This is a genomic window from Pseudomonas bubulae, assembly GCF_037023725.1.
Classification (GTDB): domain Bacteria; phylum Pseudomonadota; class Gammaproteobacteria; order Pseudomonadales; family Pseudomonadaceae; genus Aquipseudomonas; species Aquipseudomonas bubulae.
This window is the reverse complement of sequence record NZ_CP146077.1, coordinates 4,274,629-4,296,922: the sequence shown is the minus strand read 5'-3', so window position 1 is coordinate 4,296,922 and position 22,294 is coordinate 4,274,629. Positions and strand designations below refer to the sequence as shown.

At 59.4% G+C, this 22,294-nt stretch carries 20 protein-coding genes; 17 read left to right on the top strand and 3 right to left on the bottom strand.

Annotation, left to right across the window (positions count from 1 at the left end; genetic code table 11):
• The first annotated feature begins 22 nt into the window (after positions 1-22).
• From V6L81_RS19750 to nadA, 9 genes are all read left to right on the top strand, one after another.
• Positions 23-1,363 carry a TadE/TadG family type IV pilus assembly protein gene (locus V6L81_RS19750; RefSeq protein WP_238705536.1) on the top strand — a complete coding sequence of 447 codons (1,341 nt, stop codon included), beginning with the start codon at positions 23-25 and terminating at the stop codon, positions 1,361-1,363.
• Positions 1,364-1,371: 8 nt separating this feature from the next.
• Positions 1,372-1,842, top strand: a complete 471-nt coding sequence (locus tag V6L81_RS19745) for a TadE/TadG family type IV pilus assembly protein (protein ID WP_095001738.1) — start codon at positions 1,372-1,374, stop codon at positions 1,840-1,842.
• Positions 1,842-2,345: a TadE/TadG family type IV pilus assembly protein gene (locus V6L81_RS19740; protein WP_095001737.1), complete on the top strand. Its 504-nt coding sequence runs from the start codon at positions 1,842-1,844 to the stop codon at positions 2,343-2,345. The genes V6L81_RS19745 and V6L81_RS19740 overlap by 1 nt, the downstream gene beginning before the upstream one ends.
• Complete coding sequence (locus tag V6L81_RS19735) at positions 2,339-3,556, top strand: AAA family ATPase (RefSeq protein ID WP_095001736.1); 1,218 nt, start codon at positions 2,339-2,341, stop codon at positions 3,554-3,556. Before V6L81_RS19740 ends, V6L81_RS19735 begins: the two co-directional genes overlap by 7 nt.
• A 3-nt stretch (positions 3,557-3,559) precedes the next feature.
• Positions 3,560-4,999: a CpaF family protein gene (locus tag V6L81_RS19730; protein WP_095001735.1), complete on the top strand. Its 1,440-nt coding sequence runs from the start codon at positions 3,560-3,562 to the stop codon at positions 4,997-4,999.
• Positions 4,996-5,982 carry a type II secretion system F family protein gene (locus tag V6L81_RS19725; protein WP_095001734.1) on the top strand — a complete coding sequence of 329 codons (987 nt, stop codon included), beginning with the start codon at positions 4,996-4,998 and terminating at the stop codon, positions 5,980-5,982. Before V6L81_RS19730 ends, V6L81_RS19725 begins: the two co-directional genes overlap by 4 nt.
• Positions 5,983-6,006: 24 nt before the next feature.
• Positions 6,007-6,969, top strand: coding sequence for a type II secretion system F family protein (locus tag V6L81_RS19720; protein WP_095001733.1), 963 nt, complete (start codon positions 6,007-6,009; stop codon positions 6,967-6,969).
• Positions 6,970-7,053: 84 nt separating this feature from the next.
• A complete protein-coding gene (locus V6L81_RS19715) occupies positions 7,054-7,740 on the top strand; it encodes a type 1 glutamine amidotransferase domain-containing protein (RefSeq protein WP_095019328.1) in 687 nt (228 codons plus the stop codon).
• 214 nt (positions 7,741-7,954) lie between these two features.
• A complete protein-coding gene (gene nadA, locus V6L81_RS19710) occupies positions 7,955-9,013 on the top strand; it encodes a quinolinate synthase NadA (protein WP_095001725.1) in 1,059 nt (352 codons plus the stop codon).
• A 39-nt stretch (positions 9,014-9,052) separates the two neighbouring features.
• Here nadA and V6L81_RS19705 read toward each other — a convergent pair whose 3' ends face one another.
• Positions 9,053-10,483 (bottom strand): M48 family metalloprotease, encoded by a 1,431-nt coding sequence (locus V6L81_RS19705; RefSeq protein ID WP_095001724.1) that lies wholly within the window; start codon positions 10,481-10,483, stop codon positions 9,053-9,055.
• Between the two features lie 120 nt (positions 10,484-10,603).
• Between V6L81_RS19705 and V6L81_RS19700 the strand changes: the two genes are divergently transcribed.
• Both V6L81_RS19700 and V6L81_RS19695 read left to right on the top strand, forming a co-directional pair.
• Positions 10,604-10,843: a sulfurtransferase TusA family protein gene (locus V6L81_RS19700; protein WP_095001723.1), complete on the top strand. Its 240-nt coding sequence runs from the start codon at positions 10,604-10,606 to the stop codon at positions 10,841-10,843.
• Positions 10,844-10,929: 86 nt separating this feature from the next.
• Positions 10,930-12,000, top strand: a complete 1,071-nt coding sequence (locus V6L81_RS19695; protein ID WP_095001722.1) for an AI-2E family transporter — start codon at positions 10,930-10,932, stop codon at positions 11,998-12,000.
• 69 nt (positions 12,001-12,069) lie between these two features.
• Here V6L81_RS19695 and acnB read toward each other — a convergent pair whose 3' ends face one another.
• Positions 12,070-14,670: a bifunctional aconitate hydratase 2/2-methylisocitrate dehydratase gene (gene acnB, locus V6L81_RS19690; RefSeq protein ID WP_095001721.1), complete on the bottom strand. Its 2,601-nt coding sequence runs from the start codon at positions 14,668-14,670 to the stop codon at positions 12,070-12,072.
• Positions 14,671-15,076: 406 nt separating this feature from the next.
• Between acnB and V6L81_RS19685 the strand changes: the two genes are divergently transcribed.
• Positions 15,077-15,547 (top strand): DUF1289 domain-containing protein, encoded by a 471-nt coding sequence (locus V6L81_RS19685; RefSeq protein WP_095001720.1) that lies wholly within the window; start codon positions 15,077-15,079, stop codon positions 15,545-15,547.
• Positions 15,548-15,551: 4 nt separating this feature from the next.
• Here the strand turns inward: V6L81_RS19685 and V6L81_RS19680 are convergent, their stop codons facing one another.
• Entirely contained in the window at positions 15,552-16,415 is an 864-nt protein-coding gene (locus tag V6L81_RS19680) for a universal stress protein (RefSeq protein ID WP_095001719.1), read from the bottom strand.
• Between the two features lie 220 nt (positions 16,416-16,635).
• On the opposite strand from V6L81_RS19680, the gene V6L81_RS19675 reads away from it, so the two are divergent.
• From V6L81_RS19675 to V6L81_RS19655, 5 genes are all read left to right on the top strand, one after another.
• Positions 16,636-17,244: a tRNA-(ms[2]io[6]A)-hydroxylase gene (locus V6L81_RS19675; protein ID WP_095001718.1), complete on the top strand. Its 609-nt coding sequence runs from the start codon at positions 16,636-16,638 to the stop codon at positions 17,242-17,244.
• 261 nt (positions 17,245-17,505) lie between these two features.
• Entirely contained in the window at positions 17,506-17,979 is a 474-nt protein-coding gene (locus V6L81_RS19670; protein WP_095020911.1) for a MarR family winged helix-turn-helix transcriptional regulator, read from the top strand.
• A complete protein-coding gene (locus V6L81_RS19665; RefSeq protein ID WP_095001716.1) occupies positions 17,976-19,451 on the top strand; it encodes an efflux transporter outer membrane subunit in 1,476 nt (491 codons plus the stop codon). The genes V6L81_RS19670 and V6L81_RS19665 overlap by 4 nt, the downstream gene beginning before the upstream one ends.
• A 9-nt stretch (positions 19,452-19,460) precedes the next feature.
• Positions 19,461-20,666 (top strand): efflux RND transporter periplasmic adaptor subunit, encoded by a 1,206-nt coding sequence (locus V6L81_RS19660; RefSeq protein WP_095019325.1) that lies wholly within the window; start codon positions 19,461-19,463, stop codon positions 20,664-20,666.
• Between the two features lie 63 nt (positions 20,667-20,729).
• On the top strand, positions 20,730-22,259 hold the full coding sequence (locus tag V6L81_RS19655; RefSeq protein ID WP_095001714.1) for a DHA2 family efflux MFS transporter permease subunit: 1,530 nt from the start codon (positions 20,730-20,732) through the stop codon (positions 22,257-22,259).
• The last annotated feature ends 35 nt before the right edge of the window (positions 22,260-22,294 follow it).

The following is a 22,294-nucleotide window of genomic DNA, read 5'->3' as shown; positions in this document are numbered from 1 at the left end:
CGCAACACTATCAAGGTGAACCATCATGAACGCGCGTATCCAACAGCCCCACACCGCGTTTCCCCGGCAACAGCGCGGCGCCATGCTGGTCCTGGTGGTGATTGCCATGGCTTCGCTCCTGTTGATGGGCGCCCTGGCCCTGGACGGCAGCCATATGCTGCTGAACAAGACCCGGTTGCAAAACGCCGTGGATGCGGCGGCGTTGAGCGGGGCCAAGACGCTCAGCATGGTAGTGGGGGCGACCGGCTCGGCCAGCCTGACGCAAACAGCGGCCCTCAATACCCTGAGCCTCAATGCCAATGCGACGGGCAACGAGGAATTGGGCAGGGCCATCACGGCCAACCCGTCAGGCTTTGCCTCGGTGGAACTGGCCACCAGTGTCTACGGGCCGTTTTCTTTCCCGGGGCCGACCAATGCGACCTTTGTTCGGGTCACGGTGAACAACTATCCCCTGAGCAGTTTTTTCTGGGGCGTATTCCAGGCGCTGGACAACGGTAACGCCACCGGCAAGGCCGTCGCGGCGGTGGCCACTGCCGGGCCCAGCCCGAGCAGCGGCCCCTGTGATCTGACGCCGCTGCTGGTGTGCGGCAACCCTGCGCAGAACAATCCGGCTGCGGGGATGTTCTGGGGTTTCACGTTCGGTGATCTGCAGGTACTGAAAACTGCCGCCAACAACAATTCGCCCATCGGTCCGGGCAATTTTCAGCTGCTGGATTTCGGTTCGGGCGGCAAGACGGTCAGGGAAGCGCTGGCGGGGGGGATCGACCAGTGCAATATCGTCGGTGCAACTGCCCAGACCAAGCCGGGCAACACCGTGGGCCCGGCTTCCCAGGGCCTCAATACGCGCTTTAACGAATACAAGGGTGGCCTCAGTGCTTCTGACTATCCGCCGGACCTGGTGGTTACCGTCAATCCCAAGTCATTTACCTACGCCGGGTCGCCTGCGCCGATTCTGTATGACGGCAATACGGTCACGTCCAGCAGCGGCAACCTGTCCACCAGCAGCGGTGCCCTGTACGACTACAACAACTGGAAGCAGGACGAGGCAGCTTGTGTGGGCGGCGGCGCCGGTTGCCAGGGCAATGGTGTATTTGAACGACGGATCCTGAAAATCGTGATCGGCGATTGCTCGGGCAAGAACGACGGAGCCTCGGCGATTCCGGTGCTGGGCTTTGGCTGCTATTTCGTGATGCAGCCAGCCGCTCAGCAGGGTAATGAAGCGCAAATCTTCGGCCAGTTCGTCAGCGTGTGCGAAGGCGACAACGTACCGGGTCCCAACCCTGCGGCCAACGCCGGGCCACAGGTGATCCAGCTGTACAAAACCTATATCGACAACAACCAGACGCCGAGCACCGACTCCTAGGAGGTCTCATGAGACGCTGTGGATTCAGGTCGTCCCGCGCCCAGCGGGGCCTGGCGATGGTCGAACTGGCGCTGACCCTGCCGCTGCTGGTGTTGCTGATGCTGGCCTTCGCCGAGTTCGGCCGCATGCTGTTCCAGTACAACAGCCTGCAGCAGGCCAGCCGTGATGCCGGGCGTTATGTGGCCAGCCAGGCGTGGAACGCCACCCTGGGCACGCTGGACCTGAACGCGGCGCTGGTCACCAAGACCAAAAACGTTGCCGTTTATGGCCTGCCGGCCAACCCCAACGGTTACCCGGCGGCGGCACCAGGCCTGACCACCGGTGATGTCACGGTGAGTGCGGTGGGCACCAACCATGTACGGGTCAGCATTGCCTACACCTTTGTCCCGGCGCTCGGCAGCGCCATTCCTGCGCTGTATGGCAGCAGCGTGCCACTGGGCCTGCTGTTGACTTCAACGGTCGTAATGAGGGCCTTGTGATGAACCGAAAACGCATGGGTGGCGTGTATATCGTCGAGTTCGCCATCACCGCTCTGGTGCTCTTCACCCTGCTGTTTGGCGCACTGGAAATGGGCCGGCTGTACTTCACCGTCAATGTGCTGAGCGAGTCGGTGCGTCGCGGCGCGCGGCTGGCAGCGGTGTGCAATATCCAGGACCCGGTCATCCTGCGTCGTGCCATGTTCAACACGGCGGGCAATGCCGGGCCAAGCAGCCTGATCGCCAGCCTGACCAGTGCCAATCTGAACCTGATCTATCTGGACGCCAACGGTGCAGTGGTCTCCAGCCCCAATGATCTGGTGGGGGCCGGCGGTTTTGCCGCCATTCGTTATGTGCAACTGCAGGTGACCAACTTCAGTTTCAATCTGTTGATCCCCGGCTTCAGGGGGGTCTTCATTCTGCCCACGTTCAGGTCGACCGTGCCTCGTGAGAGTCTTGGCCGCCAGCCTGATCCGGCGGTTACACCGGGGATTACGCCATGTTAAGTGTCCGAGAAGTGACGGCGGCTACGTCATCAGACCGCCAGGGAATGCGCCTGTTGATCAGCGGCCGTGATGCCGCGGCCTTGAATCATCTCAAGGCCTTGAGCCAGGGCATAGCCCACTTGCAGGTGAGTACGCGGCTGGTGAGCAATGGCCACACTGACCCGCTCTACGGCCTGGAACAGCAGCCTGATTTTCTGCTGTTGCGCGTAAGTCATTTATGGCGCGAGGAACTGGCGGCGTTGTTGCAGCATCCGCTCAAGGAGCGTCCGCCACTGCTGGTGTGCGGGTCGCTGGATGAGCATGAAGGCATGCGTATGGCCATGCAGGCCGGGGCCCGTGACTTTTTGCCGGAGCCAGTGTCGGCCGAGGACTTGCAGTCGGCGCTGGAGCGCATGCAGCTGGAGCAGCACAGCGAGTATGGGAGCAAGGGCAAACTGGTGTCGGTGATGAATGCCAAGGGCGGTTCGGGTGCCTCGATGCTGGCTTGCAATCTGGCTCATCAATTAAGTGTGCAGGGCGGCAGAACCCTGCTGCTGGATCTGGACCTGCAATTCGGCAGCCTGGCTCACAGTCTGGATGTGTTGCCCACCCACAGCCATACCGATGTGCTGCAACAGATCGATACCCTGGACAGCGTGGCGCTGCGGGGTTTCTGCAGTCATTTCAGCCCCAGTCTGCATGTGCTGGGCGGCCGCACCGATGAGCTGTGCCTGTCCCAGGAAATTCGCCTGGAGCAACTGGACAGTTTGCTGAAACTGGCGCGCAGCACCTATGACTGGGTCGTGGTGGATTTGCCGCGGCATATTGATCACCTCACCGGCATCACCCTGGAACAGTCGGACCGGGTCTATATCGTGCTGCAGCAAAGCTTGAGCCATCTGCAGGACGCCAACCGCCTGGTGCGCATTCTGCGCGACGACCTGGGCGTGCAGGGCAATCGTCTGCATGTGGTGCTTAACCGCTTTGACAAGGCGTCGCCCTTTAAACCCAAGGACATCAGCGAAGCCTTGCGCTGCGCGGAACTGCAAAAGTTGCCCAATGACTATGCGGTGGTCAGTGAAAGCCAGAATACCGGGGTGCCCCTGGAGCTGCATGCTCCCCGTGCCAGCATCACCTTGAGCCTGCGTGAGCTGAGCCAGAGCCTGATCGGCATCGAGGCCACTGAAGCAGGTTTGCTCAAACGTACTTTCAGCCGTCTGTTCGGAGGATAAGCCATGCTCAGCGACTTTCGTAATCGTCTGCGTCAGCAAGCCGGCAAGCTGGCCTCCGCAGAAGTGGTGGCACTGCCTGTCGAGGGCGCCGATTGCACCAGTGTATTGATGGCCTGGGAAGCCAGCGTGCCGGATGTGGTGTATGAAACCCGCACCAAGCTCAGCTCCATGGAGGCCGAGTGGCGGGAGAAGATTTACCAGCAGTTGCTCAAGGTCATGGACCTGTCCTTGCTCGACACCCTGGAGCTGGCCGATGCAGGGCGCCAGATTCGCGAGATCAGTCAGCGCCTGCTGGATGAATACTCGGCACCGGTCAGTGCCAGCAGCCGTCAGTTGATCATCAAGCAGATTACCGACGAGGTGCTGGGCCTCGGGCCGCTGGAGCCGCTGCTGGGTGACAGCAGCGTATCGGACATTCTGGTCAATGGTTTTGACTCGGTGTACGTCGAGCGCTTCGGTAAATTGCAGAGAACCGATGTGCGCTTTCGCGACGATCATCATCTGCTCAATATCATCGACCGTATTGTCTCCAGCCTCGGGCGGCGTATCGATGAGTCCTCGCCCCTGGTGGATGCACGGCTCAAGGATGGGTCGCGGGTCAACGCGATCATCCCGCCGCTGGCCATCGACGGGCCGAGCATGTCGATCCGCCGCTTCGCCGTAGACCTGCTCAATACCCAGAGCCTGGTGCAGATGGGCACCCTGACCCCGGCCATTGCCCTGATGCTCAAGGCCATCGTGCGCGGGCGGCTCAATGTGCTGATCTCCGGCGGCACCGGCAGCGGCAAGACCACCATGCTCAATGTGCTCTCCAGCTTTATCCCGCACAACGAGCGCATCGTCACCATTGAAGACTCCGCCGAGCTGCAATTGCAGCAGCCCCATGTGGTGCGCCTGGAAACCCGGCCCTCGAATATCGAGGGGCGTGGCGAGGTGGGTCAGCGTGAACTGGTGCGCAACAGCCTGCGTATGCGCCCTGACCGGATCGTGATCGGTGAGGTGCGTGGCGCCGAGGCGCTGGATATGTTGACGGCCATGAACACCGGCCACGACGGGTCGCTGACCACTATTCACGCCAATACGGCCCGCGACGCGCTGGGGCGGATCGAAAACATGGTGTCGATGAGCGGCGCCACCTTTCCGATCAAGGCCATGCGTCAGCAAATTGCCTCGGCCATCGGCGTGGTCATCCAGCTGGAGCGTCAGGAGGATGGTACCCGGCGCCTGGTCAGCGTGCAGGAAATCAACGGCATGGAAGGCGACATCATTACCATGACCGAGATCTTCGCCTTTGTACGCAGCGGCATGGGCGAAAAAGGGGAAGTGCTGGGCGAGTTCCGCTCAACCGGCATGGTGCCGGCATTTCGTGATGTGCTGGCCAAACGGGGTATTGAGCTGCCGCTCAGCCTGTTCCGGCCGGAATGGATGGAGGGGCAGTCATGAATCAGGTTCCTGGCGAATTTATCCTGGCGTTCCTGGGCATGGTGTTCACTGCCATGTTCCTGCTCAGTCAGGGTTTGACCATTCCGGTGTTCGGTGAGGCCAACCAGGTGCGCAAGCGCATTCGCGGGCGTCTGAACCTGCTGGAGCGGGCGAGTAACCTGCCCAATATGCAGTCGATCCTGCGCCAGAAATACCTGCGGCGTCTGCCACCCCTTGAGGCCCGCCTTGAGCAGTTGCCGATGATGGAAACCCTGGCGCAGATGATCGAGCAGGCCGGCCATGAATACAGGGCCTACCGCGTGTTGCTGCTGGGGCTGGTGCTGGCTACGGCGGTGGGGCTGGTGCTGTGGTCGTTGTTGCAGCTGTGGTGGGTGGCGTTGCCAGCGGCGTTTGTCTGCTTCTGGCTACCCATCTGGAAGATTTCCCACGATCGCATCAAGCGTTTTGCCCAGTTTGAAGAGGGTTTGCCCGATGCGCTGGATGCCATGTGCCGGGCTTTGCGCGCCGGGCATCCGTTTAACGAAACCCTGCAACTGGTTGCCGAAGAGCATCACGGGCCGGTGGCTTACGAGTTCGGCCTGGCCTTTGCCGATATCAACTATGGCAATGATGTGCGCCGGGCCATGCTCGGCCTGCTGGAACGGGTGCCCAGCATGACGGTGATGATGCTGGTGACCACGGTGCTGATCCACCGCGAAACCGGCGGCAACCTGACCGAGGTGTTGACCCGCTTGAGCAGCCTGATCCGCGGGCGCTTTCGCTTCCATCGCAAGGTCAAGACGCTCTCGGCTGAAGGGCGGATGTCCGGCTGGATTCTGGTGTCGATGCCCTTTGTGCTGGCGTTGGCCATCCTGATTTCCAGCCCGACTTATATGCCCCTGCTGTTCAAGGAGCCCATGGGCCAGAAGCTGATCATGGGGGCTTTTGTGGCCATGATCATCGGGATTTTCTGGATTCGCAAAATCATCCGGATTCAGGTTTGAACACGGCTCGCCCTGGAGGGTGACATGAACTATTTACTCGAACTGATCAACCGGATGGTGGGTAACGAGCAACTGACCCGCATGCTGTTTGCCGGGCTTATCGGCCTGAGTGTGGTGTTGGTGGTGGTCACCCTGGCGGTGCTGGTCAAGGGCCTGCAAAGCCCGGTACAGCGGCGCTTGATGTTGATCAAGCGCGGGCATGGTGTCGACCACCGGGCGCCGCCGAGCAATCTGCAAATGATGCTGGAGCAGGTCGGGCAGCGTTTCAGCTCCGGTGAGACCCGGGGGGCATCGGCCACCCGGACCCTGCTGATCCATGCCGGTTATCGCTCGCCGTCTGCGGTGCAGGTGTACTGGGCGATTCGTCTGCTGCTGCCACTGCTGCTGATGGGTATTGCGCTTCTGGCATTGCCGTTTATTCCCAACATGTCGCTGCTGTTGGGGGGCGGCATCCTGGCAGTAGCGCTCGGGGTGGGCTGGTTGATACCGGCGATCTATGTCAGCTCACGCAAGAAGTCGCGCATGTCGCGGTTGCTCATTGCCTTCCCGGATGCCCTCGACCTGATGGTGGTGTGTGTGGAATCGGGCCTGGCCTTGCCCCAGGCTATTGAACGGGTGGCCGAGGAAATGGCCGTCAGCCAGCCTGACCTGGCCATGGAACTGGCGCTGGTCAACGCCGAGGTGCGTGCCGGGGTGCCCAGTACTGAGGCGCTCAAGCACCTGGCCGAGCGTACCGGGCTGGAAGATATTCGCGGGCTGGTGAGCTTGCTGGCACAAAGCATTCGCTTTGGTACCAGTGTGGGGACGACCCTGCGGATTTATGCTGAAGAGTTTCGCGATCGGCGCACCCAGCTGGCTGAAGAAAAGGCCGCCAAAGTCGGTACCAAGCTGGTGTTTCCACTGATCTTCTGCCTGTGGCCGAGCTTTTTCCTGGTGGCCATCGGGCCTGCGATCATCAGTGTGTTCAAGGTGTTCGGCAAGATTTGAGTGCACAGGACGAATGCGTGTTGCTGTGGTCTATGCTCTTGTTCCCACCGGTTTGCCGGTGTTCGCACAAACAGGAGGTTGACCATGAGCAAGAAGATTTTGGTGGTACTGACCAGCGTCGAGAAATACCCGAACCTTGATCGCGCCACAGGCTTATGGCTGGGCGAAGCCGTGCATTTTGTGCACAAGGTCGAGGCCGCAGGCTATGCCGTCGACTACGTCAGCCCGCAAGGTGGGTACACGCCGATCGACCCCCACAGCCTTGCCGCCGACATGGCGTCGCCGATTGACTGGCAGTGGTACCACAACAAGGCGTTTATGAACCGGCTTGGGGCAACACTGACGCCGGATCAGGTCAACCCGGATGACTATATCGCCATTTATTACGCGGGCGGCCATGGTGTGATCTGGGATTTTCCTGACAACGAGAAACTGCAAGCGCTCAGCCGTCATATCTATGAGCACGGCGGGGTGGTTTCGTCGGTGTGTCATGGCGCTGTGGGTTTACTGAATATCAAGCTGAGTAATGGTGAACTGCTGGTCAAGGGCAAGAAAGTCACTGGTTTTTCCAATGAAGAGGAAGACCTGGCCGGATTAAGCCAGCATGTGCCGTACCTGACCGAAACCGAGCTGGTGAAGCGCGGTGCCTTGTATCAAAAGGCCGGTACCCCATGGGCACCGTTTGCCATCGCAGACGGACGGCTGATTACCGGGCAAAACCCGGCATCGGGCGGGCCGGTGGCCGAGCTGGTACTGGCGGCGATTCAGTAAAATCCCCGTTCTAAAGCCGATGCAGGCCCCTCAGCCTGCATCTACCTGCCTGATACCCACATTAAACTTTTGAATCCCAAGGATATTCTGTAGCCTTGTCGCGCTTCAGTGCTTGTCCGTGCCTGATAACACACATTCTCCCAGCGGGGCTTGCCGGCCCGGAGCTGGTGGTACACTCGACTTTCGCGCAACAGCGCTTGCAGGTCTTGCGAACATGACGCAAATTTCTGAACGACTTCTGGTTCAAGCCCACCTTGATGCCAAGCAGCCCAAGCCGTTGACTGAGGCTCAAGCCCTCAGCCTGCGGGCGCAAATCGCGGCTGAACTTAAAGCCCGCGACGCGGTGCTGGTGGCGCACTTTTATTGTGATCCGGTGATTCAGGCCCTGGCCGAAGAAACTGGCGGCTGTGTCTCTGACTCCCTGGAGATGGCCCGCTTTGGCGCGGCTCACCCGGCCAAGACCATTCTGGTCGCCGGTGTGCGCTTTATGGGCGAAACCGCAAAAATCCTCACCCCTGAAAAACGCGTGCTGATGCCGACGCTGGAGGCCACCTGCTCGCTGGACCTGGGCTGCCCGGTGGAAGAGTTCTCCGCGTTTTGCGACAAGCACCCCGAGCGCACAGTGGTGGTGTATGCCAACACGTCGGCGGCGGTCAAGGCCCGGGCGGACTGGGTGGTGACGTCAAGCTGCGCGCTGGAAATCGTCGAAAGCCTGATGGATAACGGCGAAACCATTATCTGGGGGCCGGACAAGCATCTGGGCCGTTATATCCAGCGCCAGACCGGTGCCGACATGCTGCTGTGGGACGGTGCCTGCATCGTTCACGAAGAGTTCAAGTCCAAGCAGCTGGAAGACATGAAGGCGCTGTACCCGGATGCAGCGATTCTGGTGCACCCGGAGTCGCCAGAGTCGGTGATCGATCTGGCCGATGCCGTGGGCTCTACCAGTCAGTTGATTGCTGCGGCGCAGAACCTGCCCAACAAGACCTTTATCGTGGCCACCGATCGCGGCATTTTCTACAAGATGCAGCAGTTGTGCCCGGACAAGGTGTTTATCGAAGCCCCGACCGCGGGTAACGGTGCGGCGTGCCGCAGTTGCGCACACTGTCCGTGGATGGCGATGAATACCCTGGAGCGCACGCTGGAATGCTTGCAGCAGGGCAGCAACGAAATCTTTGTCGACCCGGCACTGGTGCCCCATGCCATTCGCCCGCTCAAGCGCATGCTGGATTTCACCCAGGCGGCGCGGTTGAAGCTGGCGGGGAATGCCTGATTAGCAAACCCGCTCCCACAGGAACTGAGCCAGTCAGGCTCAGTTCATCATTTCCTTGAGCGCCCGTTCCTGATCCATCAACTCCCGCTTGCGCGCATCCAGGCGTGCCGACAGCTGAAAGTTGTTGGTCAGCTTCTGGGCGAAATCCAGCTGCTGGATGGCCTGGCGGTAATCCCCCACCAATGCGAAGTACTCCGCACGGGCCTGGTGCAGGCCGATGATATTGCCTGACAAACCTCGGGTCTCGGCAACCGAATACCAGACATCCGGGTCGTCGGGGCGGCTCTTGAGCAGCGCCTCAAGGGCCTTGTCGGCTTCCTTGGGATTATTCTGCTTGAGCAGCAAATCAACCCGGGCCTGATTGAGCGGGTAATTGCCCGGGTACAGGGTGCGCATCCGGTCGATACGTTGCTGGGCTTCGCTCAGGCGGTTGCTGTCCATGTCCAGCTCGATCTGTGCCAGGTTATAGGTGATGTCGTTGGGCGCCTTTTCCAGCAGTGGCTTGAGCGTCTCGCGGGCTTCGTTGAACTGGCTGCCTTTTATATAGGCAATCGCCAGGCCATAACGGGCTACGTTATTTTTCGGATTTTCATCCAGTTGCTGGCGAAAGCGTTTGGCCGCCAGCCCCGGGGTTTCTTCGTAATTGAGTTGCACCCGGGCGCGGATCAACTGATAGCGCAGGCTGTCTTCAGTGCCGCCTGGCCGGGCCTGTTCCGCGCGGTTGCGGGTGTCGGCGATACGCGACTCGGTGACCGGGTGAGTCAGCAAAAATTCCGGCGGCCTGCCATCAAAACGGTACTGGCGCATCAGGCGCTCAAACATGGTGGGCATGGAGCGCGGGTCGTAACCGGCTTTCTCCAGGTTAAGAATGCCGATGCGGTCAGCTTCCTGCTCATTCTGGCGCGAGAAGCGTCGCTGCTCTTGCAGGGCCGCAGCCTGGGTGCCAGCAATCGCAGCGATGCCGGCATCTCCTGCGCCAGAGGCTGCAACGATGATCCCGGCGAGCAGCGCTGCCATCATCGGCAGTTGCATGCGCTGCTGGGCTTCCACGCCACGGGCAAAGTGGCGTTGGGACAAGTGAGCCAGTTCGTGGGCCATTACCGAGGCATATTCACCTTCGGTCTGGGCATTGAGGAACAGGCCGCCGTTAACCCCGATGATGCCGCCGGGTGCGGCGAAGGCGTTGAGCTGCGGGCTGTTGATCAGGATGAATTCCAGGCGGCGGTCCTGCACCTGGCTGGTTTCGACCAGTTTGTAGACACTGGTCTCGACGTAGTCCTTGAGTTGCGGGTCGTTGAGTTGTGACACCTGGCCGCGCAACATGCCCAGCCAGGCGCGGCCCAGTTGGTACTCTTGCTGTGGCGAGACAATGGACGAACTGGCGTCACCCAGAGACGGTAAATCGTCGGCGAAACTCGGTGATGCGAGCAGGCAAGCGAGCGTCAACAGGGTAGGGCGCAGAAAAGTCATGCACAAGGCTCTGGTCGGTAAAGCGCTTACTGTAGCTGGACACTTGGCTGGCGACCAGTGGCGGGGTTGCTTGGGGTATTCTAGCCCGCATAAAAAAAGCCCTCTGTGGAGACGTATGCAATGACTGATGTGCTGGCCCATGATGCCGAACTGGATGCTGCCGGGCTCAATTGCCCGCTGCCACTGCTCAAGGCCAAGATGGCGCTTAACAAAATGGGCAGTGGCCAGACCCTCAAGGTGATTGCCACCGATGCCGGCTCACAACGGGACATTCGTACCTTCGCGCGCCTGGCAGGCCATGAGTTGCTGCGTGAAGAAGTAGATGCTGGCACTTATCGCTACTGGTTACGCAAGGCCTGAGCCTGCTTGACCTCGCTGTGGGAGCGAGCCTGCTCGCGAATGAATAGCTGCCGCAGAAGCGCTGCACTTTCTTTTAAGGAATATCGATGTTCAAGGTTTTACGTGGTTGGGTGCAGCGCTATTTCTCTGATGAAGAAGCAGTGGTGCTGGCGGTGTTGCTGGTGTTGGCTTTCACCGCCGTACTGACATTGGGCGGCATGCTGGCGCCGGTGCTGGCGGGCATGGTGCTGGCGTATTTGATGCAGGGCCTGGTGGTTGCACTGGAACGCATGCGGATGCCGGCCGCGGCGGCAGTCGGGCTGGTGTTTGCGCTGTTTATGGGGCTGTTGCTGGTGTTTCTGGTGGTGGTAGTGCCTTTGCTCTGGCATCAGTTGATCACCCTGTTCAACGAGCTGCCGGGCATGCTTGCCAAGTGGCAATCGTTGTTGCTGTTGCTGCCTGAGCGCTACCCTCACCTCGTGTCGGATGAGCAGGTGTTACAGGCCATCGAAGTTGCACGGGGTGAAATCGGCAAGTTCGGGCAACTGGCACTGACCTTTTCGCTGTCCAGTTTGCCGCTGCTGGTCAACATCATGATTTATCTGGTGCTGGTGCCGATCCTGGTGTTTTTCTTCCTCAAGGACCGCGCGGTGATTGGCCGTTGGGTGCGGGGTTATTTGCCCCGTGAACGGGCATTGATTACCCGCGTGGCCGAAGAAATGAACCGCCAGATTGCCAATTACATTCGCGGCAAGGTGATCGAGATCATCATTTGTGGCGGCGTGACCTATATCGCCTTTGTCACCATGGGCCTCAACTATGCGGCCTTGCTGGCGCTGCTAGTGGGGGTTTCGGTAGTGGTGCCCTATGTCGGGGCGGTGGTGGTGACGGTGCCGGTGCTGCTGATTGCGCTGTTCCAGTGGGGCTGGAGCGATCAGTTTATCTACCTGATGGCGGTCTACGGGATCATTCAGACCCTGGACGGCAATGTGCTGGTACCGCTGCTGTTCTCCGAGGCGGTGAGCCTGCACCCGGTGGCGATCATTTGTGCGGTGCTGTTGTTTGGCGGTTTATGGGGGTTCTGGGGGATATTCTTTGCGATCCCGCTGGCGACCTTGTTCAAAGCCGTGCTCGATGCCTGGCCGCGCGAGCAGCAAGTCGTATCACCGCTGCTGTAAATCACTGAACGCCAGAGATGAAAAAGCCCCGGCTCGTAAGAGTCGGGGCTTTTTCGTTACTGCATCAGCTTACGCTTGAATAACCGGGATATTGGCATTGGCTGCCGCTTCACGGAATTCGGCGATCTGATCAAAGCTCAGGTAGCGGTACACGTCCGCAGCCATGGTGTTGATCTCTGCCGCGTAGGCCATGTATTCCTCAACGGAAGGCAGGCGACCCAGGATCGAGGCAACCGACGCCAACTCGGCCGAAGCCAGGTAAACGTTCGCGCCGTCACCCAGACGGTTCGGGAAGTTACGGGTCGAAGTCGACACAACAGTCGAGTTCGGCTCTACACGTGCCTGGTTACCCATGCACAGCGAGCAGCCCGGCATTTCCATGCGCGCGCCAGCTTTGCCGTAAATACCGTAGTAGCCTTCTTCGGTCAGTTGGTGAGCGTCCATCTTGGTCGGCGGCGACAGCCACAGACGGGTTGGCAGCTGGCCTTTGACCTTGTCCAGCAACTTGCCCGCAGCGCGGAAGTGGCCGATGTTGGTCATGCACGAACCGATAAACACTTCGTCGATTTTCTCGCCAGCAACGCTGGACAGCAGACGGGCGTCATCCGGGTCGTTTGGCGCGCAGAGCACAGGCTCTTTGATGTCAGCCAGATCGATTTCGATAATGTGCGCGTATTCGGCGTCAGCATCGGCTTCCATCAGCTCAGGGTTGGCTACCCAGGCTTCCATCGCTTGAGCACGACGCTCGAGGGTACGTGCGTCGCCGTAACCTTCACCGATCATCCAGCGCAGCAGGGTGATGTTGGAGTTCAGGTATTCGGTGATCGACTCTTTGGACAACTTGATGGTGCAACCGGCTGCCGAACGTTCTGCCGAAGCGTCGGACAGTTCGAAGGCTTGCTCGATGCTCAGGTTGTCCAGACCTTCGATTTCCAGGATACGACCCGAGAATTCGTTGATCTTGCCTTTCTTCTCTACCGTCAGCAGGCCTTTCTGGATAGCGACGTAAGGAATGGCGTGAACCAGGTCACGCAGGGTGATGCCCGGTTGCATTTCGCCCTTGAAGCGAACCAGAACCGATTCCGGCATATCCAATGGCATTACGCCAGTAGCTGCGGCGAACGCCACCAGGCCCGAACCGGCCGGGAACGAAATGCCCATCGGGAAACGGGTGTGGGAGTCACCACCGGTACCGACGGTATCCGGCAGCAGCATGCGGTTCAGCCAGCTGTGGATGATGCCGTCGCCCGGACGCAGGGAAACACCGCCGCGGGTCATGATGAAGTCAGGCAGGGTGTGGTGGGTGGTCACGTCGATCGGCTTTGGATAAGCCGCGGTGTGGCAGAACGACTGCATCACCAGATCAGCGGAGAAGCCCAGGCACGCCAGGTCCTTCAGTTCGTCACGGGTCATAGGACCGGTGGTGTCCTGAGAACCTACGGTGGTCATCTTCGGTTCGCAGTAAGTGCCTGGACGAACGCCAGTCACGCCGCAAGCCTTGCCGACCATTTTCTGCGCCAGGGTGAAACCCTTGGTGCTTTCAACCGGTGCTTCAGGCTTCTTGAACAGGTCGGTAGGGCCCAGACCCAGCTCGGCGCGAGCCTTCTCGGTGAGGCCGCGGCCGATGATCAGCGGAATACGGCCGCCAGCGCGTACTTCGTCCAACAGAACCGGGGTTTTCAGTTCGAAAGTGGTGATGACTTCGTCAGTACCGTGCTTGCAGACTTTGCCTGCGTGCGGGTACAGGTCGATCACGTCGCCCATGTTGATGTTGGAAACATCAAATTCGATTGGCAGTGCGCCAGCATCTTCCATGGTGTTGTAGAAGATCGGAGCGATTTTGCTGCCGAAGCAGAAACCGCCGGCACGCTTGTTCGGTACATAAGGAACGTCGTCGCCGAAGAACCACAGTACGGAGTTGGTTGCCGACTTGCGCGACGAACCGGTACCGACTACGTCACCGACGTAAGCGATAGGGAAGCCCTGGCCGCGCATTTCTTCGATTTGCTTCATCGGGCCGATGGAGCCTTGCACGTCCGGCACGATACCGTCACGGGCCATTTTCAGCATGGCCAGGGCGTGCAGCGGGATGTCAGGGCGCGACCAGGCGTCCGGTGCCGGCGACAGGTCGTCGGTGTTGGTTTCGCCGGTTACCTTGAACACGCGCAGGCTGATTTTGTCAGCCAGGGTAGGGCGGTTCTTGAACCACTCGCCGTCAGCCCAGGACTGCACCACGGCTTTGGCGTGGGCATTGCCGTTCTTGGCTTTTTCTGCAACGTCGTGGAAGGCGTCAAACATCAGCAGGGTGTGCTTGAGTTGCTCGGCGGCAACCGGAGCCAGCTCCGCGTCGTCCAGCAGGTCAACCAGGGTCACGATGTTGTAGCCGCCCTGCATGGTGCCAAGCAGTTCAACAGCGCGTTTTTTGCTGATCAGCGGAGAGGTCGCTTCGCCTTTGGCAATCGCGGCCAGGAAGCCGGCTTTTACGTAAGCAGCTTCGTCAACACCCGGCGGAATGCGGTTGGTGATCAGGTCTACGAGGAATTCTTCTTCGCCGGCAGGCGGGTTTTTCAGCAGCTCAACCAGGCCTGCGGTTTGTTCGGCGTTAAGCGGCTGGGGAACGATACCCAGTGCTGCGCGCTCTTCGATATGTTTGCGGTAGGCTTCAAGCACAGTTATTACCCTCATCATTGGTCCCAAATGGGTGTCCGGGACGCTCATCCAGGAATGCCGAGCACTCATGCGCTGCGCGGCTTTATGAGCCGCTTGGCCAGAGTTTCAAGGATTCCCAACAGAAGCTGTTTTCAAAGTTTTACGCCTTCCGAACGGGGGAGATGATGAATGTCGGTGGGGGTATCTGCAGTGCAAACACCCCTCACCAACACCGTTCTTCGGGATCAACTGTGCTCGTGACGCTTTGAAAACAGCTTCTAACGGACATTGGCGCCTTAAAAGGCAGGCCGATTCTACGGTAAAAACTTGTTAAAGGTAAGTTAGGCCCTGAAGGTTGAGGGGTGATCTGCGTTAGACAAAGGGCTAACATGGCCACCTGTTTCGTTCTGCAGTGCTCTATTTCGCCATGTCCAATCAAACCATCAAGACCCCCTGCATAGGCCTTTGCTCAACGGTTTACGGCGACCTTGTGTGCCGTGGTTGCAAGCGTTTCCATCATGAAGTGATCAACTGGAACGGTTACAACGAGGAAGAAAAGCGTGCCGTGTGGCGTCGGCTCGAGCAGTTGTTGGTGCAGGTGATGGCCGGCAAGGTCGAAGTGTTCGACCGGGCCACGCTGCGTGACCAGCTGGTGGCGCGCAAAATCCGCTTTGTGCCTGCCCAGTCCGAGTATTGCTGGGCCTACCAGCTGATTGCCCGCGGGGCGCGGGTGATCAACCAGCTGGAGCTGTACGGCATGGTGCTGTTGCCGGAGTTTCGCGGCTGGCCGCTGACCGATCTGCGCGATGCCATTGATCGGGAATTTTTCCTCCTGTCCGAAGCGCATTATCAGCGCTATATCGCCCCGGGCTTTCTGAAGGATGCGTTTGGCGAGTAAGCGCTCAGAGCTTGCTCGCCAGTTGCTCCAGATGCTCGACGATGTCATCGGGCTTGAGCACCAGAATGTCGCTTTCCAGCTTGTCGATCACCACTTCGGCGGTATTGCCGATCAGGGCCCCGGAAAAACCGGTACGGGCGACGGTGCCCATCACGGTGACCACGGCGTCCAGGTTTTTGGCTACCCGCGGAATGATCACGTCCGCCGGGCCTTCTTCAATATGCAGGCGGCTGTCGTCAATTTCGCATTGTTGCTGGAAGACTTTACATTCTGCGCGGTAGGTCTGTTCCAGCTCGGTATCCAGCGGGTAGACCGCGTCGACTGTTGCGAGCATTGGCGCCGGGTGGGCGCTGACCACATGCAGTTCGGCATGGGCCATGCTGGCGATGCGAAAGCCGTGGTCGACAATGCTGGTATGCAGGGCCATATGCTCCGGGTCGTTATTGCCCACGTCGACGGCTGCCAGTATCACGCCGTGCTCCCAGCTCTGTGCTGTTTTGGCCAGCAGCACCGGGCTTGGGCAATAGCGCAGCAGTTTCCAGTCTTCAGGGGTCAGCAGGACTTTTTTTAGCGGGTTGTCGGGCACATGCTGTTTGATCACCAGCCCGCAGTTGTGCGCCTGCTGCACTTTGATAATGGTGGCGTGCTGGCTTTCGTGCCAGGCCTGCTCGCTGCTCACACTGTAGGCTTCGCTTTTGAGGCTGCTTTCAAGCACGCTCAGCAGGGCTGAGTGGTCATTTTTTTTATCGCAGATCAATAGATGCAGATGCGCCTTGGTGTGACTGGCAATGTGCTTGGCCCGCTTGAGTGCGAGGCTTTCCATCAGGTGAGGCTCGATGACGACCAACAGGCTGTTAATGCTGTGCATGACCGGTGACTCCACATGTAATAGAAAAGGCGTGCATTCACTATAGTTGGTCGGCAGTTGAACCTGCGTTGATGCATATCAAGTTGTGTCGTTGGTGCTGCGCGCCGGGGCCCGTATAATCACCGGCTCGCCTCAATTCAGTCTTTGTGAGTCCCATGTCAGCAATTGTTCAAATCACTGCCGGTCTGCCGTGCAATTCCCAATGTCTGGGAGTGTGCGCGTGAATCTTCCTGAAATTCATGAGTTCCTGGGTTGCCGAACGCCTGACGGCTGGATTGCAGCGGCACTGGCTGATCAGGAAACCCTGCTGATCGATCACAAAAACTGCGAGTTCAAGGCCGCCAGCACGGCGCTGAGCCTGATCGCCAAATATCACTCCCATGTTGACCTGATCAATATGATGTCGCGTCTGGCTCGTGAAGAGCTGGTGCACCACGAGCAAGTCATGCGTCTGATGAAAAAGCGCAAGATCGAGCTGCGCCAGCTATCGGCCGGGCGCTATGCCTCGGCGCTGCGCAAGGTGGTGCGCAACCATGAGCCGGTCAAACTGGTGGATACCCTGGTGGTGGGGGCGTTTATCGAGGCCCGCAGCTGCGAGCGTTTCGAGGCGCTGGTGCCGCATCTGGACGAAGAGCTCGGCAAGTTCTACTTCGGTCTGCTCAAGAGCGAGGCCCGACATTTCCAGGGTTATCTGAAGCTGGCCTACCAGTATGGCGACGCCAAGGATATCGCCCAGGTGATCGAGCGGGTGAGGGCGGCGGAGCAGGAGCTGATTGAGTCGCCGGATGTTGAATTCCGCTTTCATAGTGGTGTGCCGGCAGTTTCTTGAGTCTTCTGTAGATCTACTGTGGGAGCGGGCTTGCTCGCGATACAGACGCTGCGGTCTGTCATGCAGGCAGGGCGATGCCCTCGCGAGCAAGCCCGCTCCCACAACAATCCCGCCATTATCTAGATAGTTGCTCTCTTAGGCACCGGTTTGCGTGCCCGCTGAAAAACCAGATAGATAGCCACCTAATAATCGGCTTGACATTAGCTGCCTAGACAGTAATATTTAGAAACATTACTGCCTAGGCAGCTTCCTGGTGCCCTGATGAAGCATTTTCACCCCGATAACTTTCAAAACTGCACCCTGGGTTTGCTCCTGGGGCGCACGGCCATGCTCAAAGACAAGATCATTGACCGCCATATGGAGCCTTACGGCATCACCGCGGCGCAGTTCAAGGTGCTGATCATCATGGCCCAGTTCGACGTCGACACTCCGGCTGAGCTTTGCCGCCATCTGTGCCTGGACAGCGGCTCGATGACGCGCATGCTCGATCGTCTTGAGCAGAAAAACCTGCTGGTGCGCCAGCGTTCCGAGGCTGACCGTCGCCAGGTGCGGCTGGTACTGAGCGAAGACGGCAAGGCCCTGGCAGGCCTTCTGCCGAAGGTCGGTGCCGATGCGATGAACCAGCTGGCCGGCGCCATCAGCCCGCAAGAACTGCAAAGCCTGGAACAGATCCTCAAGAAAATACTGTTGGCAGCGGGTGATCCCATCACTGTCATGCGTTTAGGTGAAAAATGAGCCACAAGACACTGCGTACAGGCCTGAGCCTGGTTTTTACGTCGATGCTGCTGGCCGGTTGTGCCAGCTACAGCGGGCTGAACACCGAGGGCGTGAGCCAGGACGGGAAAAACCTGGAAGCGGCCAGGACCCTTGCAGGCATTGCCGTCAGCCCGGCGGCATGGCCTGAAAAGGACTGGTGGAAGCGCCTGGGCGACACTCAGCTGGATGGCTTGATCGAACAAGCGTTGCGCGACAGCCCTGATATGCAAATAGCGAGTGCCCGCGCCCATCAAGCAACGGCTGCAGCCGGGGCTGCAGATGCCGCACGCATGCCGACCCTGGATGCCGAGGCCGATGTTTCGCGTTCGCGCCTGTCGCGTTCCCAGGATCCGACCGGCCAGGGTGGCCGTTACGACACGCTACGTAACGCCAGCCTGACATTTAATTACACCTTCGACCTATGGGGTGGCCAGCGTGCGGCCTGGGAAGCGGCGTTGGGCCAGGCCCGCGCTGCCGAAGTCGACACTCAGGCCGCGAGCCTGACCCTGGCTGCCGATGTAGCGCGGGGGTATAGCAGCCTGGGACATGCCTTTATCGTGCGCGACCTGGCCAGGGATGACCTGGAACGCACCGGTAAAATGCTGGACCTGAGCAAGCGCCGCCTGCAAGCCGGTATCGACAGCCATTACCAGTACCAGCAAACCGAAAGCCTTGAGGCCAGCTCCCAGGAGCAGTTGATCAATGCTGAAAAACAACTCAAAAGTGCACGCATCGCGCTGGCGGTGTTGTTGGGCAAGGGGCCGGACCGCGGGATGGATATCGCTCGCCCGAAAACCCTCGCCCCGGGCGCCGTGGCGTTACCGAGCAGCTTGCCAGCTGAACTGCTGGGGCGTCGCCCCGATCTGGTGGCTGCGCGCTGGCGGGTAGAGGCAGCGAGCAAGAATATTGCCGCCGCCCGGACGCGTTTTTATCCCAATCTCAATTTGAGTGCAGCGGCGGGAACCCAGTCGTTGCTGGGTGATGCGCTGTTCGGTTCTGCCAGTCGCTTCCTCAATATTGCCCCGGCGATTTCGCTGCCGATCTTTGATGGCGGGCGTTTGCGTGCCGGGCTGGACGCAGAGGACGCCAATTACGATCTGGCGGTGGCGCAATACAACAAGATCCTGGTCGGCGCCCTGGGCGATGTCAGTGACACCCTGGCGCAGTTAAGTGCCGTGGGCCAGCAGATAAGCGCCCAGCAACGGGCCACCCAGATCGCTCAGGAGTCGTTCGATACCGTCTTGCAGCGCTACGGCTCGGGTGTCGGCAACTACCTCGACGTGCTCAGCATCGAGCAGCAATTGTTGCAGGCGCAGCGCCAGCTGGCGGGCCTGAATGCCGAGCAGATCGACCTTTCGATTCAACTGATGCAAGCCCTGGGCGGCGGACTTGAGCCCGGCAATCCGGCTGCGGCCGCTCCCGCTGAAGCCCTCGCTGGCAGAATAATTTAGGTACCCGTCATGGCCACTGTGCAAACACCGAATGAAACGCAACAACCCCAGGACGCTGCCAGCCAGCGCAAACGCAAGCTCTGGCTGAGCGGCCTGGCAATTTTGGTCATCCTGCTCGGGCTGGGTGTCTGGGCCTGGGAAGAGCTCTATGGTCGCTGGAATGAAAGCACCGACGATGCCTATGTAAATGGCAACGTGGTTGAAATCACCCCGTTGGTCACCGGTACGGTGGTGAGTATCGGCGCCGATGATGGCGATCTGGTGCATGAAGGGCAGGTGCTGATTGACTTCGATCCGAGCGATGCCCAGGTCGGCCTGCAGAGCGCTGAAGCCAATCTGGCCCGTACCGTGCGCCAGGTACGCGGCCTGTTCAGTGATGTGAAGGGCATGAAAGCCCAGGTGGCTGCGCAGAAAGTTGAAGTGCAGAAAAACCAGGATAACTACAGCCGCCGTAAAAGCCTGGCAGCAGGCGGGGCGATCTCTCAGGAAGAGTTGTCCCATGCCCGGGATGATCTGTCTTCGGCGCAAAGCGCCTTGCGCAATGCCGAGCAAAAACTCGACACCACCCTGGCGCTGGTCGATAACACCACGGTGGCCAACCACCCGGATGTGAAGGCTGCAGCGGCGCAACTGCGCCAGGCGTACCTGGCCAATGCCCGTTCCACCCTGATTGCGCCGGTCACCGGTTATGTGGCCAAGCGCACCGTGCAGCTGGGCCAGCGGGTTCAGCCGGGCACGGCGTTGATGGCGGTCATTCCGCTTAACCAGCTGTGGATCGATGCCAACTTCAAGGAAACCCAGTTGCACAAGATGCGTATCGGGCAGGCGGTGGATATTGAGTCTGATATCTACGGCAGCGGCGTGAAATACAGCGGCACCATCGACAGTATCGGTGCCGGTACCGGCAGTGCATTTGCTCTGTTGCCCGCGCAAAATGCCACGGGCAACTGGATCAAGATTGTCCAGCGTGTGCCGGTGCGTATTCATATCAATGCCGATGAGCTGGCCGAGCACCCGTTGCGGGTCGGCTTGTCGACGACTGTGGATGTCAACCTGCGTGACCAAAGTGGTCCGGTTCTGGCTCAGCAACCGCCGCAAAAAGCTTCGTTCTCCACCACGGTGTATGCGCAGCAATTGGTCGATGCCGAAGCCCTGATTACGCGTTTGATTGACAGCAACAGCGCTGGCACTGGCGACATGGCCGCCCAACGCTGATTCGCCAATCCATGAGCCCCGCCGCAAGGGTGGGGCTGCATCCCCGGTTTTAAAGGATTTGCGATGAGTACAAACGCGTCATTTTCCCCTCCCAGCCTGGTAATGGCCACGATCGGCCTGTCGCTGGCGACCTTTATGCAGGTGCTGGACACCACCATCGCCAACGTCGCCTTGCCCACCATCTCCGGTAATCTTGGAGTGAGTTCGGAGCAGGGTACCTGGGTCATTACGTCATTTGCGGTCAGTAACGCGATTGCCTTGCCGTTAACCGGCTGGCTCAGCCGGCGTTTTGGTGAGGTTAAGTTGTTTCTGTGGGCCACGATGCTGTTCGTTCTGGCCTCGTTTTTGTGCGGTATTTCCACCTCGATGCCAGAGCTGGTCGGGTTTCGCGTGCTCCAGGGGTTGGTGGCAGGGCCGCTTTATCCCATGACCCAGACTTTGCTGATTGCGGTGTATCCCCCGGCAAAACGGGGGATGGCATTGGCATTGCTGGCAATGGTCACGGTGGTTGCACCGATTGCCGGGCCTATTTTGGGCGGCTGGATCACCGACAGTTACAGTTGGCCGTGGATCTTCTTTATCAATATCCCGATCGGTATTTTTGCCGTGATGGTGGTTCGCCAGCAACTCAAGGCGCGCCCGGTGGTGATTACCCGTCAACCGATGGATTACGTGGGACTAATCACCTTGATCATCGGTGTGGGTGCGTTGCAGATCGTGCTCGACAAGGGCAATGATCTGGACTGGTTCGAGTCCAGTTTCATCCTCTCGGGCACGGCGTTATCGGTAGTGGCACTGGCGGCCTTTATCATTTGGGAAATGACAGACAAGCATCCGATCGTCAACTTGCGCCTGTTTGCTCACCGTAACTTCCGGATTGGCACCATTGTGCTGGTGTTGGGTTATGCCGGGTTCTTTGGTATCAACCTGATTTTGCCGCAATGGCTGCAGACGCAGATGGGCTATACCGCTACCTGGGCCGGTCTGGCGGTGGCACCGATCGGGATCTTGCCGGTTTTGATGTCGCCCTTTGTGGGCAAGTACGCGAATAAATTCGACTTGCGCCTGTTGGCCGGGCTGGCCTTTTTGGCTATTGGCCTGAGCTGCTTTATGCGTGCCGAGTTCACCAATGAGGTGGATTTCCAGCATATCGCGATGGTGCAGCTGTTCATGGGGATTGGCGTGGCCCTGTTCTTTATGCCGACCTTGACCATTTTGATGTCGGATTTGCCGCCGCATCAGATTGCTGATGGCGCGGGGCTAGCGACCTTCCTGCGCACACTGGGCGGCAGCTTTGCGGCGTCCTTGACCACCTGGATCTGGATTCGCCGGGCGGATCAGCATCATGCCTACTTGAGCGAAAGCATCAGCGCCTATGACCCTGTGACCCGGCATACGCTCGAAAGCCTGGGGGGCGCCAGCACGCCCGCCTATGCACAGATGGACAAGATTCTGACCAGTCAGGCCTATATGTTCTCCACCGTGGATTACTTCACCATGATGGGTTGGCTGTTTATGGGCTTGATTCTGCTGGTGTGGCTGGCGAAACCACCGTTTATAGCCAAGGCGGGGCCGGCGACTAGCGGGCATTAGAGGTAGAGGGGCTGGAGCCCTGCAAGTCCCTTGTG

Coding starts and splice junctions, on each gene's coding strand:
- V6L81_RS19745 (WP_095001738.1), top strand. CDS start 1,372: ATGAGACGCTGTGGATTCAGGTCGTCCCGCGCCCAGCGGGGCCTGGCG.
- V6L81_RS19740 (WP_095001737.1), top strand. CDS start 1,842: ATGAACCGAAAACGCATGGGTGGCGTGTATATCGTCGAGTTCGCCATC.
- V6L81_RS19735 (WP_095001736.1), top strand. CDS start 2,339: ATGTTAAGTGTCCGAGAAGTGACGGCGGCTACGTCATCAGACCGCCAG.
- V6L81_RS19730 (WP_095001735.1), top strand. CDS start 3,560: ATGCTCAGCGACTTTCGTAATCGTCTGCGTCAGCAAGCCGGCAAGCTG.
- V6L81_RS19725 (WP_095001734.1), top strand. CDS start 4,996: ATGAATCAGGTTCCTGGCGAATTTATCCTGGCGTTCCTGGGCATGGTG.
- V6L81_RS19720 (WP_095001733.1), top strand. CDS start 6,007: ATGAACTATTTACTCGAACTGATCAACCGGATGGTGGGTAACGAGCAA.
- V6L81_RS19715 (WP_095019328.1), top strand. CDS start 7,054: ATGAGCAAGAAGATTTTGGTGGTACTGACCAGCGTCGAGAAATACCCG.
- nadA (WP_095001725.1), top strand. CDS start 7,955: ATGACGCAAATTTCTGAACGACTTCTGGTTCAAGCCCACCTTGATGCC.
- V6L81_RS19705 (WP_095001724.1), bottom strand. CDS start 10,483: ATGACTTTTCTGCGCCCTACCCTGTTGACGCTCGCTTGCCTGCTCGCA.
- V6L81_RS19700 (WP_095001723.1), top strand. CDS start 10,604: ATGACTGATGTGCTGGCCCATGATGCCGAACTGGATGCTGCCGGGCTC.
- V6L81_RS19695 (WP_095001722.1), top strand. CDS start 10,930: ATGTTCAAGGTTTTACGTGGTTGGGTGCAGCGCTATTTCTCTGATGAA.
- V6L81_RS19685 (WP_095001720.1), top strand. CDS start 15,077: ATGTCCAATCAAACCATCAAGACCCCCTGCATAGGCCTTTGCTCAACG.
- V6L81_RS19680 (WP_095001719.1), bottom strand. CDS start 16,415: ATGCACAGCATTAACAGCCTGTTGGTCGTCATCGAGCCTCACCTGATG.
- V6L81_RS19670 (WP_095020911.1), top strand. CDS start 17,506: ATGAAGCATTTTCACCCCGATAACTTTCAAAACTGCACCCTGGGTTTG.
- V6L81_RS19665 (WP_095001716.1), top strand. CDS start 17,976: ATGAGCCACAAGACACTGCGTACAGGCCTGAGCCTGGTTTTTACGTCG.
- V6L81_RS19660 (WP_095019325.1), top strand. CDS start 19,461: ATGGCCACTGTGCAAACACCGAATGAAACGCAACAACCCCAGGACGCT.
- V6L81_RS19655 (WP_095001714.1), top strand. CDS start 20,730: ATGAGTACAAACGCGTCATTTTCCCCTCCCAGCCTGGTAATGGCCACG.